14 protein-coding genes are annotated in these 16825 nt (G+C 63.1%); 8 read left to right on the top strand and 6 right to left on the bottom strand.

The window, feature by feature from the left end:
• Window positions 1-197 precede the first annotated feature (197 nt).
• Both rhaI and NKH89_RS08355 read right to left on the bottom strand, forming a co-directional pair.
• Window positions 198-1490, bottom strand: coding sequence for an L-rhamnose catabolism isomerase (gene rhaI / locus NKH89_RS08350; RefSeq protein ID WP_023719463.1), 1293 nt, complete (start codon window positions 1488-1490; stop codon window positions 198-200).
• 172 nt (window positions 1491-1662) lie between these two features.
• The gene (locus tag NKH89_RS08355; protein ID WP_023719464.1) at window positions 1663-3765 is read right to left on the bottom strand and encodes a bifunctional rhamnulose-1-phosphate aldolase/short-chain dehydrogenase; all 2103 of its coding nucleotides are present in this window, start codon (window positions 3763-3765) and stop codon (window positions 1663-1665) included.
• Between the two features lie 188 nt (window positions 3766-3953).
• Between NKH89_RS08355 and NKH89_RS08360 the strand changes: the two genes are divergently transcribed.
• From NKH89_RS08360 to NKH89_RS08390, 7 genes are all read left to right on the top strand, one after another.
• Window positions 3954-4763, top strand: coding sequence for a DeoR/GlpR family DNA-binding transcription regulator (locus tag NKH89_RS08360; protein WP_352908592.1), 810 nt, complete (start codon window positions 3954-3956; stop codon window positions 4761-4763).
• A 54-nt stretch (window positions 4764-4817) separates the two neighbouring features.
• Window positions 4818-5813 carry a rhamnose ABC transporter substrate-binding protein gene (rhaS, locus tag NKH89_RS08365; RefSeq protein WP_023719466.1) on the top strand — a complete coding sequence of 332 codons (996 nt, stop codon included), beginning with the start codon at window positions 4818-4820 and terminating at the stop codon, window positions 5811-5813.
• Between the two features lie 83 nt (window positions 5814-5896).
• The gene (locus NKH89_RS08370; protein WP_352493796.1) at window positions 5897-7438 is read left to right on the top strand and encodes a sugar ABC transporter ATP-binding protein; all 1542 of its coding nucleotides are present in this window, start codon (window positions 5897-5899) and stop codon (window positions 7436-7438) included.
• Window positions 7435-8412, top strand: a complete 978-nt coding sequence (locus NKH89_RS08375) for an ABC transporter permease (protein WP_352493795.1) — start codon at window positions 7435-7437, stop codon at window positions 8410-8412. Before NKH89_RS08370 ends, NKH89_RS08375 begins: the two co-directional genes overlap by 4 nt.
• On the top strand, window positions 8409-9410 hold the full coding sequence (locus tag NKH89_RS08380) for an ABC transporter permease (protein WP_352908593.1): 1002 nt from the start codon (window positions 8409-8411) through the stop codon (window positions 9408-9410). The genes NKH89_RS08375 and NKH89_RS08380 overlap by 4 nt, the downstream gene beginning before the upstream one ends.
• Entirely contained in the window at window positions 9410-9727 is a 318-nt protein-coding gene (gene rhaM / locus NKH89_RS08385; protein WP_352493794.1) for an L-rhamnose mutarotase, read from the top strand. The genes NKH89_RS08380 and rhaM overlap by 1 nt, the downstream gene beginning before the upstream one ends.
• Window positions 9724-11094: an FGGY-family carbohydrate kinase gene (locus tag NKH89_RS08390; RefSeq protein WP_352515896.1), complete on the top strand. Its 1371-nt coding sequence runs from the start codon at window positions 9724-9726 to the stop codon at window positions 11092-11094. Before rhaM ends, NKH89_RS08390 begins: the two co-directional genes overlap by 4 nt.
• 36 nt (window positions 11095-11130) lie before the next feature.
• Here NKH89_RS08390 and NKH89_RS08395 read toward each other — a convergent pair whose 3' ends face one another.
• Together NKH89_RS08395 and galE are read right to left on the bottom strand one after the other, a co-directional pair.
• Complete coding sequence (locus NKH89_RS08395; protein WP_352482468.1) at window positions 11131-12381, bottom strand: D-amino acid dehydrogenase; 1251 nt, start codon at window positions 12379-12381, stop codon at window positions 11131-11133.
• 104 nt (window positions 12382-12485) lie between these two features.
• The gene (gene galE, locus NKH89_RS08400; RefSeq protein ID WP_023719473.1) at window positions 12486-13481 is read right to left on the bottom strand and encodes a UDP-glucose 4-epimerase GalE; all 996 of its coding nucleotides are present in this window, start codon (window positions 13479-13481) and stop codon (window positions 12486-12488) included.
• A gap of 265 nt (window positions 13482-13746) precedes the next feature.
• Between galE and hemA the strand changes: the two genes are divergently transcribed.
• Window positions 13747-15024, top strand: a complete 1278-nt coding sequence (hemA, locus tag NKH89_RS08405; RefSeq protein ID WP_023719474.1) for a 5-aminolevulinate synthase — start codon at window positions 13747-13749, stop codon at window positions 15022-15024.
• Between the two features lie 92 nt (window positions 15025-15116).
• Here the strand turns inward: hemA and NKH89_RS08410 are convergent, their stop codons facing one another.
• On the bottom strand, window positions 15117-16283 hold the full coding sequence (locus NKH89_RS08410) for a pyridoxal phosphate-dependent aminotransferase (protein WP_352547899.1): 1167 nt from the start codon (window positions 16281-16283) through the stop codon (window positions 15117-15119).
• Between the two features lie 111 nt (window positions 16284-16394).
• Complete coding sequence (gene mscL / locus NKH89_RS08415) at window positions 16395-16817, bottom strand: large conductance mechanosensitive channel protein MscL (RefSeq protein WP_023719476.1); 423 nt, start codon at window positions 16815-16817, stop codon at window positions 16395-16397.
• Window positions 16818-16825: the final 8 nt, after the last annotated feature.

Consider the following 16825-nt stretch of genomic DNA (forward strand, 5'->3'; position numbering starts at 1 on the left):
CGTCTCGGCTTCGCCGAGCCACCTCTCCCCCACTTTCGTGGGGGCGAGGAATCCAAGCTGAAATGAAGGCGCGATTCAACGCTGGCGAGCAACTTTGTTCTTGCTTTGTGCCGGCAGCTATGCTACTAATCTGGGTGTGGTGCTAATTGGCTCCAACGACCCGCCTACGTGGCGGGTTTTTCATTTTCACCCCGACATCAAACAATCCCGCCGCCGACGCTCGCCACCGCCGGCCGTTCGGCTGCGACCTTCGCCCGGTAGCCGGCGGCGCGGTAGGCTGCGACCGGATCGATGGCGCCGCCGGTCTTTAGTCGTGCCATGGCGAGGATCGGCTCGACATCGGTGCGATAGGCTATCTTCAGCGTCTGCGTTGCCATCAGCGCATCATTGGCGTCCTGGAAGCCTTCGAGCGCCTTGCGATCGACCAGCAGCGCCTGGGCATAGGCGCGCTGCACTTCAACCGCCGACAGCATCAGGCTTTCGATCGGATCGGTGACGTTGTGGCTCTGGTCGAGCATGTGGGCCGGATCGAACCCTTCGGCACCGGAAAGCTCGGCATCGACCAGTTCGTTGAAGACCAGGAACAGCCGGTAGGGATCGATCGAGCCGGCGTCGAGGTCGTCGTCGCCATATTTCGAATCGTTGAAATGGAAGCCGCCGAGCTTCTTGAACTGGATCAGCCGCGACACGATCATCTCGATGTTGACGTTGGGGGCGTGATGGCCGAGGTCGACCAGGCAGAACGCCTTATCGCCAAGCTCTTTGGCGATGATGTAGTTGGTGCCCCAATCCTGCACGACGGTCGAATAAAAGGCCGGCTCGTACATCTTGTGCTCGGTGAACAGCTTCCAGTCGTCCGGCAGTCCGGCATAAATCTCCTTCATCGCGTCGAGATAACGCTCGAACGCCTTGGCGAAATTAACCTGGCCGGGAAAATTCGAGCCGTCGCCGATCCACACCGTCAGCGCTTTCGAGCCCAGCGTCCTGCCGATCTCGATGCATTCGAGATTATGCTCGACCGCCTGCCGGCGTGTTGCGGCATCGGCATGCGACAACGAGCCGAACTTATACGAAAGTTTTTGGTCCCTGGCGTCGGAGAAGGTATTGGAGTTGATGGCGTCGAAGCCGAGGCCGAAGCGGGATGCCGCCTGCTTCAGCCGGTTCGGATCGGCCTTGTCCCACGGAATATGCAGCGAGACGGTCGGCGTCGCCTGCGTCAGCTGGCGGATGACGGCGCAGTCCTCGATCTTGTCGAAAATGTCGCGCGGCTCGCCAGCGCCGGGAAAGCGGGCAAAGCGGGTGCCGCCGGTGCCGACGCCCCAGGACGGGATGGCGACGGCGAATTTCTCGACCTTGTCGCGGATGGCATCGATGGCGATGCCGCGGCGGTCGAGGCGCTCGCCGAGGGACTCGTAGTCGCGCTTGAGGTCGGCATTGCGCGCGGCATTGTGCCTGTCGACGAGGTCGGCGGAGATGATGGTTTCGGACATGGTGGTTTCCTCCCAATTTGCGTTGGTCGCGCTGCCCCTCACCCTTACCCCTCTCCCCGTAAAGAACGGGGAGATCACCGGCGTTGGAGCGCTTCCCTTCTCGGCGTCACTATTACGGGGAGAAGGTGCCGGCAGGCGGATGAGGGGCAGCGCAATCCTCAAAGACGGTCGCTTATCGCGTAAAACTCTGCGCGTTGCCGGCGTCGACATTGATGATGTTGCCGGTCGATTTTGCCGACATGTCGGAGGCGAAGAAATAGATCGCTTCGGCGATGTCTTCGGGGAACACCGACCGCTTCAGCATCGAGCGCGAGCGGTAATGCTCTTCGAGATCGTCGGTCGACATCTTGTAAGCGGCGGCGCGCTGTTCCTTCCATTCGCCGGTCCAGATCTTCGAGCCGCGCAGCACGGCGTCGGGATTGACGACATTGACCCTGATCTGGGCTTCCGCGCCTTCCAGCGCCAGGCAGCGCGCCAGATGGATCTCGGCAGCCTTGGCCGTGCAGTAGGCGGCGGCGTTTGGCGATGCGGCAAGGCCGTTCTTAGAGGCGACGAAGACGACGTTGCCGCCGATCTTTTGCGTCCGAAACAGCCGGAACGCCTCCCGCGAAACCAGGAAATATCCCGTCGACAAGATGTCCATGTTCTTGTTCCACAGCGCCAGCGTGGTGTCCTCGATCGGCGCCGAGGAGGCCAGGCCAGCGTTGGACACCAGGATGTCGATGCCGCCGAACTCGACCGCTGTCTCGGCAAAGCCGGAGATCACCTGATCCTCGGACGTGACGTTGATGACGACGGGCCGCACGAAATCCTTGCCGTAGGCCTTGGCAAGCTCGTCATTGGCGCTGGCAAGGGCTGCCTCGTCGATATCGGCCAGCACGACGCAGGCGCCTTCGCGCAGCAGCCGGTTGGCGGTGGCGCGGCCAATGCCGCCGGCGCCGCCGGTGACCAGCGCGATTTGGCCGGCAAGAGCTTTCGGTTTCGGCAGGCGCTGCAGCTTTGCCTCTTCGAGCAGCCAGTATTCGATATCGAAGGCTTCCTGGTCGGGCAGCCCGACATAGGTCGACACCGTCGAGGCGCCGCGCATGACGTTGATGGCGTTGACGTAGAATTCGCCCGATATACGCGCCGTCGCCTTGTCGCCAGCGAAGGTGAACATGCCGACACCGGGCATCAGATAGACCACGGCGTTCGGATCGCGCACCGGTGGCGAATCCGCGTGCTTGCAGCGGTCATAATAGGCCTGATAGCCGACGCGATACTCCGCCACATCGTCGACAAGACGGGCAATGACGGCATCGACATCGGGATTCCTGGGATCGAACTCGATGACCAGCGGCCGGATCTTGGTGCGCAGGAAGTGGTCCGGGCAGGATGTGCCGAGTGCCGCCAACGGCCGCAAATCCCTGGAATTGACGAATTCGAGCACCGCAGGAGAATCGTCGAAATGGCCGAGCTTGTGGCTTTTCTCCGAGATCAGGCCGCGGATCCTCGGCATCAGTTTTGCAGCCACAGCGCGACGCGCCGGTGCATCGAGCGATTTGACGATTTCGCCGCCGAAGATCGGCTTGCCCTGGCTCTTGCGCTCGAACCAGTCGATCGCCTGGTTGATCACCGAAATCGTCGTCTCGTAGCATTCCTTCGGCGTGTCGCCCCAGCTGAACAGGCCATGGCTTGCCAGCACGACACCCTTGGCCTCGGGGTTCTCGAGGCAGAATTTCTCCAGCCACAGGCCGAGTTCGAAGCCCGGGCGCTTCCATGGCAGCCAGCCGATCGTGTCGCCGAAGATCTCCTTGGTCAGCGCCTGCGAATCCTTGGCGGCGGCAATGGCGATGATGGCGTCGGGGTGCATGTGGTCGACATAAGGCTTCGGCACGAAGGCATGCAGCGGTGTGTCGATCGAGGCCGCGCGCGGGTTGAGGTTGAAGGTGCAGTGGGGCAAATAGCCGACCATCTCGTCTTCATGTTCGAGGCCGCGATAGAGACCTTTCAGCGCGCGCAATTTGTCCATGTAGAGCGTGGCGAAGCCGTCGAGTTTGATCGAGGCGCTGTCGCCGCCCGAGCCCTTGACCCACAGCACTTCCACGCTCTGCCCAGTGAGCGGATCGTTTTGCCAGATCTTGGAGGAGGTGTTGCCGCCGCCATAATTGGTGACGCGCTTGTCGGAGCCAAGAACATTCGAGCGATAGACCAGACGTTCGGGCTCGCTCATCGCTTGCGCTTTTGCGTCATCCCAAAGATTGGCGAGGCGCGTGCCGGAGCGCTTGTCGAGCATAGGTAATCCTCCCTTTGGGACACGCAAACGGCGCGGGTCCCTTTTGTCCGAATTTCTACGCAAGCGGCCGTCTTGTCAATCACAAACGATCAATACCAATCATATTGCACTGCACAATGAAATTATCTGATCGGAAATGATTGACACTGCGCGCTTGGGGTGCCTAGATGCTCAAGCAGGGAGGAACCATGCACGAGAAAGAGCGCCACAGGATCATTCTGTCCGCCGTCCAGGAAAAGCCTGTGGTGACGGTGCAGGAGATGGTCGACCTGACGGAGTCGTCGGAGGCGACGATCCGGCGCGACTTCGCGGCATTGCATGTGCAAAAGCGCCTGCGCCGGGTGCGCGGCGGCGCCGAGGCGCTCTCGCCTCCGCAGTTCATCGGCCTTGCCGGCCGGCCGTTTTCCGTCAACGAGACGATCAACGCTTCGCAGAAGCGGGCGATCGCACGAGAGGCCGTGGAACTCTGCAAGGACGGCGAGCCGATCATCATCAATGGCGGCACCACCACGTTCCAGATGGTGCATTTCCTGAGCGGCCGCCGCATGCCGATCTTCACCAATTCCTTTCCGATCGCCGAGCACCTGCTCAGGCATTCCAAGAACACGGTGATGCTGTCGGGCGGCACCATCTACCGCGAGCAGAACATCATCCTGTCGCCCTTCGACAATGACGTGACGCGCAATTTCTACGCGCGCCGCATGTTCATGGGCGCGCAGGGACTGGGGCCGCTGGGTCTTATGGAAGGCGACCCGCTGCTGATCCAGGCCGAGCAGAAGCTTATCGACCAGGCGGACGAATTGGTGGTGCTGGTCGACTCCTCGAAATTCCGCAAGCGCTCGAGCCTGATCCTGTGCGGCCTGTCGCGCATCGCCACGGTGATCACCGACGACGGCATCGAGGATCGCGAAGCCAAGATGCTGGAGACCGCCGGCGTGACGCTGATCGTCGCCCGCACAACGGCAAGCAACAAGGAAGAATCTTCGCTGCAGGCCTGAGAAAACTCACGCCCGCAGCGGCGATGGAATGCAACGCTCAAGGGAGGATATTCGATGAGCTTTCTGAAGAAACTGATGGTTACGGCGGCGTTTTCCGCCGCCATGTTCGTGAATGCCGCCTATGCCGAAAACGTCAAGATCGCGCTGGTGGTGAAGTCGCTCGGCAACGGCTTCTTCGACGCCGCCAACAAGGGCGCCGAAGAGGCGGCCAAGGAACTCGGCGACGTCGAGATCATCTACACCGGCCCGACCAAGGCGACCGCCGAAGCGCAGATCGAAGTGGTCAATTCGCTGATCGCCCAGAAGGTCAACGCCATCGCCATTTCGGCCAATGACGCCGACGCGCTGGTTCCGGCGCTGAAGAAGGCGATGGAACGCGGCATCACCGTCATCTCGTGGGATTCAGGCGTCGCGCCGGAAGGCCGCCAGCTTCACCTCAACCCTTCCGACACCAACCTGATCGGCGAGACCATCATCAAGCTTGCCGCCGACTACCTGCCGGAAGGCGGCGATGTCGCCATCCTGTCGGCTTCGTCCACCGCGACCAACCAGAACGCCTGGATCGACGCGGCCAAGAAGGTGCTGCCGGAGAAGTTCCCCAAGATCAAGCTCGTCGCCACCGTCTATGGCGACGACGACTCGGCCAAGAGCACGGACGAGGCCAAGGGCTTGCTGAAGTCCTACCCGAACCTCAAGGCGATCATCGCACCGACCACGGTCGGCGTCGTTGCCGCCGCGCAGGTGGTGACCGATGAAGGCCTGATCGGCAAGGTCAACGTCACCGGCCTGGCGCTGCCATCGGAGTTCAAGAAGTTCATCGACAATGGCGCCAGCCAAGCGGTTGCGCTGTGGAACCCGATCGACCTCGGCTATTCGGCCGTCTACCTCGCCCACGACCTGGCGGTGAAGAAGGAAGAGGCGAAGCCCGGTGCTACGCTGTCGATCGGCCGCGTCGGCAAGGTCACGCTCGACGACACCAACTCGGCTGCGATGGCTCCGCCCTTCCAGTTCGACAAGTCGAACATCGAAAAGTTCTCCAAGATCTATTGATCGTGGAGCCTTCGAACTGGTGCGGCGGGACCTTGGCCCCGCCGCGGCCTCAACCGGACCTAGTTTCAGGGCTTGATACGATTATGGACACGACAGCCCAACACGAAGTGGCGAAGGAAGCGCCTTTGTCTCCCGGGCCGCGGCTGACGCTGTCCGGCATCTCGAAAAGCTTTCCCGGCGTGCGCGCGCTGCACGATGTCAGCCTGTCGCTCTATCCCGGCCAGGTGACCGCGCTGATCGGCGAGAACGGCGCCGGCAAGTCGACGCTGGTCAAGATCATGACCGGCATCTATCAGCCGGATGCGGGCACGATCAGCATCGACGGCCAGCCCGTCGCCTTGCCCAGCGCCCATGCCGCCTTCGGGCATGGCATCACCGCCATCCATCAGGAAACCGTGCTGTTCGACGACCTGACGGTGGCCGAAAACATCTTCCTCGGCCATGCGCCGCGCACCCGCTTCAAGACCATCGACTGGCGCACGATGCGCAAGAACGCCCGCGAAGTGCTGGACACGATGGGTGCCGGCCATATCGACGCCGATGCCAGGCTGAAGGATCTCGGCATCGCCAACAAGCATCTCGTCGCCGTTGCCCGCGCCATGTCGATCGACGCGCGGATCGTCATCATGGACGAGCCGACGGCGGCGCTTTCGATGAAGGAGATCGAAGAGCTTTTCCTGCTGATCGAATTCCTCAAGAGCGACGGCAAGGCGATCCTGTTCATCAGCCACAAATTCGATGAGATCTACCGCATCGCCGACCGCTATACCGTGTTCCGCGACGGCGAGATGGTCGGCGAAGGCCTGATCAAGGACGCCGGCCAGAGCCAGATCGTGCGCATGATGGTCGGCCGCGCGGTCGACCACATCTTTCCGCAGCGCAAGGCCGAGATCGGCGCGCCGGTGCTGGCCGTCTCCGGCCTGTCGCATCCGACCGAGTTCGATGATATCGGCTTCGAGCTGCACAGGGGCGAGATCCTCGGCTTCTACGGTCTTGTCGGCGCCGGGCGCAGCGAGGTGATGCAGGCGATATCAGGCATCACCCACACCAGCGGCGGCACGATCACGCTGGAAGGCAAGGCGATCGCGCCGAAATCGGCGGCGGATTCGATCGATGCCGGTATCGTCTATGTGCCGGAGGAGCGCGGCAAGCAAGGTGTGGTGATCGGCCTGCCGATCTTCCAGAATGTCTCGCTGCCGTCGCTCAAGCGAACCTCCAAATCCGGCATATTGCGGCTGGCGGAAGAGTTTGCGCTAGCCCGCTCCTACACAGAGCGGCTCGACCTGCGCGCCTCCTCGCTCAGCCAGGACGTCGGCACGCTGTCGGGCGGCAACCAGCAGAAGATCGTCATCGCCAAATGGCTGGCGACCGCGCCCAAGGTGATCATACTGGACGAGCCGACCAAGGGCATCGACATCGGCTCGAAGGCCGCCGTGCACGGCTTCATGGCCGAGCTCGTCGCGCAAGGCCTGTCGGTTATCATGGTGTCGTCCGAACTGCCGGAAATTCTCGGCATGTCCGACCGTGTCGTCGTTATGCGCGAGGGCCGCATTGCCGCGGTCTACGACAATAAGGGGCTCGACGCCGAAACGCTGGTCAGGACGGCAGCGGGGATCGCGGCATGAAGGCTCTTCTCAAATACCGCGAAGTCTGGCTGCTGGCGGCAATCGCCGTGCTGATCGGGCTGATCTCGATGCGTTTTCCGGGCTTTGCCGCTCCCGGCAATGTGCGCCAGGTGTTCAACGACACGTCGATCCTGATGATCCTGGCGCTCGGCCAGATGGTGGTTATCCTGACCCGCTCGATCGACCTGTCGATGGCAGCCAATCTCTGCTTCACCGGCATGGTGGTGGCGATGCTGAACGCCGCGCATCCGGCAATCCCGATCCCGCTGCTGATCGTCATCGCACTTCTGGTCGGCCTGGTGCTCGGCGCCATCAATGGCCTGTTGGTGTGGCGGCTGAACATTCCCTCGATCGTGGTAACGCTCGGCACTCTCACCATCTACCGCGGCGCCACCTTCGTTATTTCAGGCGGCGCCTGGGTCAACGCCGACCAGATGAGCCCCGATTTCATCGGCCTGCAGCGCGCGACGTTCCTCGGCATACCGGTGCTGTCATGGATTGCCCTGCTGGTCATCGCCTTGTTCTTCCTTGTGATGACGCGCACGGCGCTCGGCCGCTCGATCTACGCCATCGGTGTCAACCCGACCGCATCGGTCTATGCCGGCATCGACGTCGGCCGGACGAAATTCATCGTCTTCTGCATTTCGGGGATGATCGGCGGCCTCTGCGGCTATCTCTGGATCTCGCGCTACGTCATCGCCTCGGTCGAGGTCGCCAACGGCTATGAGCTCAACATCATCGCCGCCTGCGTCATCGGCGGCATCTCCATCGCCGGCGGCATCGGCTCGGTCGGCGGCGCGGTGCTCGGCGCGCTGTTCCTCGGTATCATCTCCAACGCGCTGCCGGTGATCAATATCTCGCCCTTCTGGCAAATGGCGATTTCGGGCAGCGCCATCATCCTGGCCGTGGTGCTCAACGCGCGCGGCGAACGCCGGCAAGGCCGCATCATCCTCAAAAAGGCGGAAGTGGCATGACCGATACCCCTGCCCCGCGCCATGTTCCGAACCGACTCGACAAGCGGTTCACTGCGGCGATCTTCTCATGGGAGGCGCTGCTGGTCGTCGTGGCGGTCGCCATCTTTGCCGTCAACAGTTTTGCCTCGCCCTATTTCCTCGACGCGTGGTCGCTGTCGGACCTGACTTTCAACTTCACCGAAAAGGCGCTGATCGCGCTGGCCATGGCACTGCTGATCATCTCCGGCGAAATCGACCTGTCGGTCGCCGCTATCATCGCACTCGCCTCGACGATGATGGGCATGGCGGTGCAGGCCGGCGCCGGCACGCCTGTCCTGGTGGCAATCGGCATCGTCGTCGGGCTCGGCTGCGGCGCCTTCAACGGGCTGCTCGTCACCAGGCTGGGGCTGCCGTCGATCGTCGTCACCATCGGCACGATGAGCCTGTTTCGCGGCGTTGCCTTCATCATCCTCGGCGACCAGGCCTACAAGGGCTATCCCGCGAGCTTCGCCTTCTTCGGCCAAGGTTATGTCTGGTGGGTGGTGTCGTTCGAACTGACGCTTTTCCTGGTCGCGGCCGTCGTCTACTGGTTCCTTCTGCACCGGACGAGCTTCGGCCGCCGGGTCTTTGCCATCGGCAACAACCCGGTTGCGGCGCAGTTTTCCGGCGTGCGTGTCGGCCGCATCAAGTTCATCCTGTTTTGCCTGACCGGCCTGATGGCGGGCATCGCCTCGGTGCTGATTACGTCACGGCTCGGCTCGACCCGGCCGTCGATCGCGCAGGGCTACGAACTCGAAGTCATCACCATGGTGGTGCTCGGCGGCGTCAGCATTCTCGGCGGCGCCGGCAGCATTCTGGGCGTCGTGCTGGCGGCCTTCATCATGGGGCTGGTGACCTTCGGTCTTGGCCTGCTCAACGTGCCGGGGATCGTCATGTCGATCTTCATCGGCCTGCTGCTGATCATCGTCATCGCGCTGCCGATCCTGTGGCAGCGCGTGCGGCGGGAGCGCTTTGCCTGATGCCCGAAAAATATGCGTTCAAGATGAAGCTCAATCCCGGCATGAAGGCCGAATACAAGAGGCGCCACGACGACATCTGGCCGTCACTCGTCGCGTTGCTAAAACAGGCTGGTATCTCCGATTACTCGATCCATCTCGACGAGGAGACCAACACCTTGTTCGGCGTGCTGTGGCGCCGTAACGACCATGGCATGGACGAATTGCCTAAGCATCCGGCGATGCAGCGCTGGTGGGCCGAGATGGCAGACATCATGGAAACCAAGCCGAACAACGAGCCGGTGGCGGTGCCGCTGGAAACAATGTTCCATATGGAATGACCCGCCACGTCGCCGTCATCGATATCGGCAAGACCAACGCCAAGGTGGCGCTGGTCGATCTCGCCGCAGCAAGCGAAGTGGCGCTGCGCAGGATGGTCAACGAGCCGGTTCGGCAACGCCCGTATCCGCACCACGACGTCGAGCGGTTATGGGCGTTCATCCTCGGCAGCCTGGCCGAGATCGATCGCGAGCAGCGCATCGACGCGATATCGATCACCACCCATGGCGCAACGGCGGTGCTGGCCGACGCATCAGGCGAACTGGCGCTGCCGGTGCTCGATTACGAGTTCGACGGTCCGGATGCCTTCGCCAAGGACTACGACGCGATCCGCCCGCCTTTCACCGAGACCGGCACGCCGCGCCTGCCGGCCGGCCTCAATCTCGGCGCGCAGTTGTTCTGGCAGCAGAAGCGCTTTCCAGCGGATTTCGCCAGGGCCGCCGCGATGCTGATGTATCCGCAATACTGGGCCTTGCGCCTGACCGGCGTCGCCGCCAGCGAGGTGACTTCGCTCGGCTGCCACACCGATCTGTGGAACCCGTGGAAAGCGGATTTTTCCTCACTGGTCGACCGGCTGGAATGGCGCCGGCTAATGGCGCCGGTGCGGCAGGCCAAGGACCGCTTGGGCCCGATCCTGCCCGCTCTGGCGCGGCAAACCGGCCTCGATCCGCAAACGCCGGTGTATTGCGGCCTGCACGATTCCAACGCCTCGCTGCTGCCGCATCTCCTGTCCGACAAGCCGCCTTTCTCCGTCGTCTCGACCGGCACCTGGGTGGTGTCGATGGCGGTTGGCGGCAGCAAGGTCACGCTCGATCCGGCGCGCGACACGCTGGTCAATGTCAACGCGTTCGGCGATGCCGTGCCCTCGGCGCGCTTCATGGGTGGCCGCGAGTTCTCCGTGCTGACGGAAGGCCAATCGGAAGACTGGACCGAAGACGATGTCGCCGCGGTGCTCGCGCGCAAGACGTCCCTGTTGCCTTCGACCCAACAGGATTCGGGGCCGTTTCCGCACTATGCCGCGGCGTGGCTCAGCGCCGAAGGTATGACGGCCGGCCAGCGCTTTGTCGCCATCTCGTTCTACCTGGCGCTGATGACCGCGACCTGCCTCGATCTGATCGGCGGCGGGGGGTCAACCATCGTCGAAGGACCCTTCGCCCGCAACCGGCTGTTCACCCGCATGCTGGCTGCGGCGACGGCGCGCGCCGTCATTGCCTCCGCGGCTGCGACAGGCACCAGCATCGGCGCCGCCTTGCTGGCGTCGGACCAGGGGACACCGCAAGGCAGAGGCGAAAGGACCGAACCGTCGGCCGATCCACTCTGGACAAGTTACGTGCGCTCCTGGCGTTCGGCAGTCGACGAACGAGCCTGACCGCCGAGCTCATGGCGCCCTGCGGTCAGGCCGTTGCTAGCCCGCGTAGAGCAATCCTTGTGGATCGATCTCCGGCTTGCGGCCGGCGACCACGTCGGCAAGGAATTTTCCCGAACCGCAGGCCATGGTCCAGCCGAGATGGCCGTGGCCGGTATCGAGATATAGATTGTCATACCGCGCCCGGCCGATGACCGGCACGGAGTTCGGCATCATCGGGCGAAGTCCAGCCCAGAGCTCGGCCTTGCTCTCGTCGAAGGCGCCGGGGAACAGGTCCTTGCCGGTGTTCAGGATCGAGTTGAAATCGCGCGGCTTGAACGTGCGGTCGAAACCGGTGAACTCCGCCGTCGAGGACATCCGCAGCCGATTTCCCAGCCTGGAATAGCCGATCAGCCGGTCCTCGTCGGCGCCGCCCATGATCGGCCCGTTGCTTTCATCTTCCAGCGGAACGGTCACGGTATAGCCCTTCACGGGATAGACGGGCAGGTCGATGCCGTAGCGGCGGCCGAGCAGACCGCTCTCCGGCCCCATGGAAATGACCACGGCGTCGCCGGCCACCGGGCCGGCCGAGGTCATCACCGCGCGCACCCGGTCGCCGTCGATGTCGAGGCCTTCGACCGTCGTGCCGTAGAGGAATTGGACACCGAGTTTTTCGGCGGCATAGGCAGCGAGGCGCTGCGTGAATTGACTGGAATCGCCGGTCTGGTCGATCGGCGAATAGACGCCGCCGGCAATTTTGTCCTTGGCTCCGGCAAGGCCGGGCTCGAGCTCGACCAGCCGGTCGCGGCCGACGATCTCGATCGGCAGGCCATGTTCGGCGAGATAGCGGTAATTGTCGGTGCCGGTATCAAAGCTCTGCTGCGAGCGGAAGAAATACAGAATGCCTTTCTTGCGCTCGTCATAGTGGATGCCGGTGTCGGCGGAGATGGCGTTGATGCAGTTGCGCGAATAGAGCGCCAGGCGCAGCTTGATCTCGGTGTTGGCGCGCATGCGCTTATGCGTGCACTGGCGCAGGAAGCGCAGGCTCCAGGCGACAAAATACGGATCGAAGCGCAGCCGCACCTTGATGCCGAGATCGTGGTTGTAGAGGGCTCGCAGGAACGTTTTAAGCGCGGCGGGCGAAGCCCAGGCGGTGGCATCGCCGGGAGATACCAGGCCGGCATTCGACTGGCTGGTGCCGCGCGCCGCCGCCGGATGGCGCTCGATCACCGTGACTTCATGGCCGTCGCTGGCCAGACAATAGGCCGCCGCCGTGCCAACGACGCCGGCTCCAAGCACCGATATTTTCATGCCGCCCCCAACTCGAACACAGCCGAACGCCTGCACGCTCAGCCGTGAGGCCCTTCAATAGCGCCTCTGCCTCCTGCCGACGAGCCCTTACGGAGAGCCCGCGCTTAGCCCAGAGCCGAATTCTTGCTGGTCAGGATGCGCTCCCAGGCAAGCGCATCGGAGACGATCTGGTCGAGGTTGTCACGCTGCGGGGTCCAGCCGAGTTCGCCGCGGGCCAGCTCCGAATTGGCGACAACCGCGGCGGCGTCACCGGGGCGGCGCTCGCCCATCCGCACCTCGAAATCATGGCCGAAGACGCGGCGTACGCTGTCGATGACCTCGAGCACCGAATAGCCGTGGCTGTAGCCGCAATTGGCGACCAGGCTCGATCCGCCGGCACGCAGCCGCTGCAGGGCCAGCCGATGCGCCGCCGCCAGGTCGCTGACATGGATATAGTCGCGCATGCAGGTGCCGTCCGGCGTCGGATAGTCGGTGCCGAACACCTGCATGAAGGGGCGCTTGCCGAGCGCCGTCTCGCAGGCGACCTTGATCAGATGCGTGGCGCCGGGCGTCGACTGGCCGGTGCGGCCCTTCGGGTCGGCGCCGGCGACGTTGAAATAGCGCAGCGCCGTATAGCGCAGCCCATAGGCAATAGCCGCGTCGCGGAGCATCCATTCGCTCATCAGCTTGGACAGGCCGTAGGGCGATTCCGGCGCAAGCCTGGCGTCCTCGCGTACCGGCTCCAGGCCGGCGCCGCCATAGACGGCGGCGGTCGAGGAAAAGATGAAATTGGGCACGCCTTCGCGCACCGCGGTCTCGATCAGGGTGCGTGTCTTGCAGGTGTTATTCTCGTAATAGGCAAGCGGGTCGGCCACCGATTCGGGCACGACAATCGAGCCGGCGAAATGGATGATCGCGTCGACCTTGTTGTCGCGGATGATCGAGGCGACCAATTCCTTGTCGGCGACATCGCCGACGACGAGCTTTGCTTCCGGAGCCACCGCCCATTCAAAGCCGGTCGAAAGCCGGTCGAGGACGACGACGCTGTCGCCCGTGTCCAGCAACTCCCAGACCATATGGCTGCCGATATAGCCGGCACCGCCTGTCACCAAAACCGTCATCCGCATCCTCGCTATTCATGATTTATCGGAACTGTCTCAATCGTCGCCGTACTGGAAAACCTGCCGCCAGGCCATTACAATCTGCGGTAACCAGTCTCATCGGCGGGTGGCATTGTCCTGAAACAAGATTGATCCACATCAAGGGAATAGGCCACGTTCCGTGGTCGTTAGGAACAGGCCTGGGGCGTGGCATTTTGACCAAAACGGTGCGGTGGACGGCGAATAGGCCAATGACTATGATCCCGCGCAAAATTGGGAAGGCGACATGAATTACCAGCGGTTCTTCGAGGAAGCGATCGACCAGCTCCATGCAGAGCGTCGCTATCGCGTCTTCGCCGACCTTGAGCGTATCGTGGGAAAATTCCCGCGCGCCATCTGGCGTGCCAATGGCCGCGCCGAGGAAATCACCGTCTGGTGCTCCAACGATTATCTCGGCATGGGCCAGCATCCCGACGTCATCGCCGCGTTCCAGAAGGCGGCAGGCAAAATGGGATCGGGGGCCGGCGGCACCCGCAACATTTCGGGCACCAGCAACCCGCTGGTCGAGCTCGAACTGGAGCTTGCCGACCTGCACGACAAGGAAGCGGCACTGGTTTTCACCTCCGGCTTCGTTTCAAACGAAGCGTCGATCTCGACCATTGCAAAGCTGCTTCCCAATTGCCTGATCATCTCGGACGAGCTTAACCACGCTTCGATGATCGAGGGTGTGCGGCGCTCGGGCGCCGAGAAGAAGATCTTCCGCCATAACGACGTCGCGCATCTCGAAAGCCTGCTGCAGGCGGCCGGCCGCGAGCGTGCCAAGCTGATCGTCTTCGAGAGCGTCTATTCGATGGATGGCGACATCGCGCCGATCAAGCAGATCGTCGACCTCGCCGAGCGTTACAATGCGATGACTTATATAGACGAGGTCCATGCCGTTGGCATGTACGGGCCGCGCGGCGGCGGCATCACCGAGCGCGAAGGGCTGGCCGACCGCATCGACATCATCGAGGGCACACTGGCCAAGGCGTTCGGCACGCTTGGCGGCTACATCACCGGCACCAGCGCCGTGATCGACGCCGTGCGCTCCTATGCGCCGGGCTTCATCTTCACCACGGCGCTGCCGCCGGCGATCGCTGCCGCGGCAACCACCTCGATCCGCCATCTCAAGCGCTCGCAGGCCGAGCGCGACGCGCAGCTGCGTCAGGCGACGCGGACCAAGGAAGTGCTTGCCGCGGCCGGCCTGCCGGTAATGGAGTCACCTACCCACATCGTGCCGCTGCTGGTCGGCGATCCCGAGCTCTGCAAGATGGCCAGCGACCGCCTGCTCGGCGTGCACGGCATCTATATCCAGCCGATCAATTACCCGACAGTGCCGCGCGGCACCGAACGGCTGCGCATCACGCCGACACCGTTCCATTCTGACGCGCTGATTGCCTCCTTACAGGACGCGCTAGTCGAGACATGGGATGCGTTGGGGATTCCCTACGGTTCGGCCGGCCGGCCTTCAGTGGCCAAGAGCGACCGCGTCATTCCGTTGCTGGTGCCGAAGTCGGGCGGGTAACCTCCGCCGCTACGGGCACCATTGCGGAAGCCGCCTATCGGTGCCGCCTCATTTTTCAGTGCTGCGATGCCTGGCGCGAAGCTCAACACACCTCACACAGTCTTCATCCATTTCGCCAGCCGGTGCGCGGCTTCTTCGAGCTGGTCGAGGCGGCGGTGGAAGCATAGCCTGAGGAAAGCTTCGCCGCCGGGGCCGAAGGCGGTGCCGGGGGCCAGGCCGACATTGGCGCGGTCGACCATGTCGAAAGCGGCAGCGCGGGAATCGGTGATGCCGTCGACGGCGAAGAACAGATAGAACGCGCCCTGCGGCACGGTGAACCGCGCCCTGCCGGTTTCGGCGAGAATGCCGCAGACGAGGTCGCGCGCCGCCCTCGCCCGCTCCACCTGTTCGACGATGAAGGCATCGCCCTCGTCGAGGGCGACGACGGCGCCGCGCTGCATGAACTGCGCAACGCCGGAAGTCGAATACTGGACCAGGTTCTCGAACACCTGCTGCAAGGCGGGATGGATCTTGATCCAGCCGATGCGCCAGCCGGTCATCGCCCAGTTCTTGGAAAAGGAATTGACGAACAGGATGCGGTCCTCATCGGCCATGATGTCGATGAACGACGCCGCGCGGCCATGGCCGTAGTGGAACAGCGAATAGATCTCGTCGGCAATGATCCACAGGCCCCTTTCGCGGGCGAGATCGAGGATTGCCTGCAGCGTCTCCTTGTCGGCGGTCCAGCCGGTCGGGTTGGACGGCGTGTTGACGAACAGCGCCTTGGTCCGTGGCGTGATCGCCGCTGCGATCTTGTCGACATCGCAGGACCAGCCATTGCCGGACTGATCAAGGGTGACTGCAACCGGAACGGCGCCGGCCACGCCGGCGGCGGCGGCGAAATTCGGCCATGCCGGCGACAGGTAGACAAGTTCGTCGCCCTTGCCGGCCACCGCGTCGATGGCCATCTGGATGGCATGCATGCCGGAGCCGGTGACGATGAATTCTTCGTTGGCGAAAGTCTTGCCGAAATGCCTGGTGTAGTAGCGGGCGAGCGCCTGCCTGAGTTCGGGAATGCCCCGCTGCCAGGTGTAGAAGGTCTCGCCGGCGGCCAGCGCCTTGGCGGCGGCATCGGTGATGAAGGCAGGCGTCGGCAGGTCGCCCTCGCCGGCCCAAAGCGGGATCATACCGTCGCGGCCGCGGCCACGATTCATGACGGCGACAATGCCGCTTTCGGGCGCCGCCCGCGCTTCGGCGCGCAGAGTATCGATCAGGGTCATGGATGGGTCCGTTTTCGTTTGCTCGACTGCTAGCGTGTTTCAGGGCGGACGAAAACAGAAAACCCCGGCCGCAAGCGACCGGGGTTTTGGTCCAGAAAGTTGCCGCAGGCGCTACTTTCTGGCGAGGAGATCGCGAATTTCGGTGAGCAGCGCGACGTCGGCTGGTGGCGGAGCGGCCGGGGTAGCCGGTTTCTCGCGCTCCAGCCGCTGGCGCAGATTGTTCACCGCCTTGACCATCAGGAAGATAATGAAGGCGAGGATAAGGAAGTTCAACGCCACGGTGATGAAGCTGCCATAGGCGAAGACCGCGCCCTGTTTCTTGGCATCCGCCAGCGATGTGGCGTTAACGGCCGAGGACAAGGGCAGAAAGTAGTTGTTGAAGTCTAATCCGCCCAAAATCGCCCCGATGACCGGCATGATGATGTCGTCGACCAGCGAGGTGACGATCTTGCCGAAGGCAGCGCCGATGATGACGGCGACGGCCAGGTCCATCACATTGCCCCTGGAAATGAATTCCTGAAACTCTTTCAGCATTCGACCCT

The sequence above is a fragment of the Mesorhizobium sp. M0923 genome, from assembly GCF_040319365.1.
In the GTDB taxonomy this organism is placed as follows: Bacteria; Pseudomonadota; Alphaproteobacteria; order Rhizobiales; family Rhizobiaceae; genus Mesorhizobium.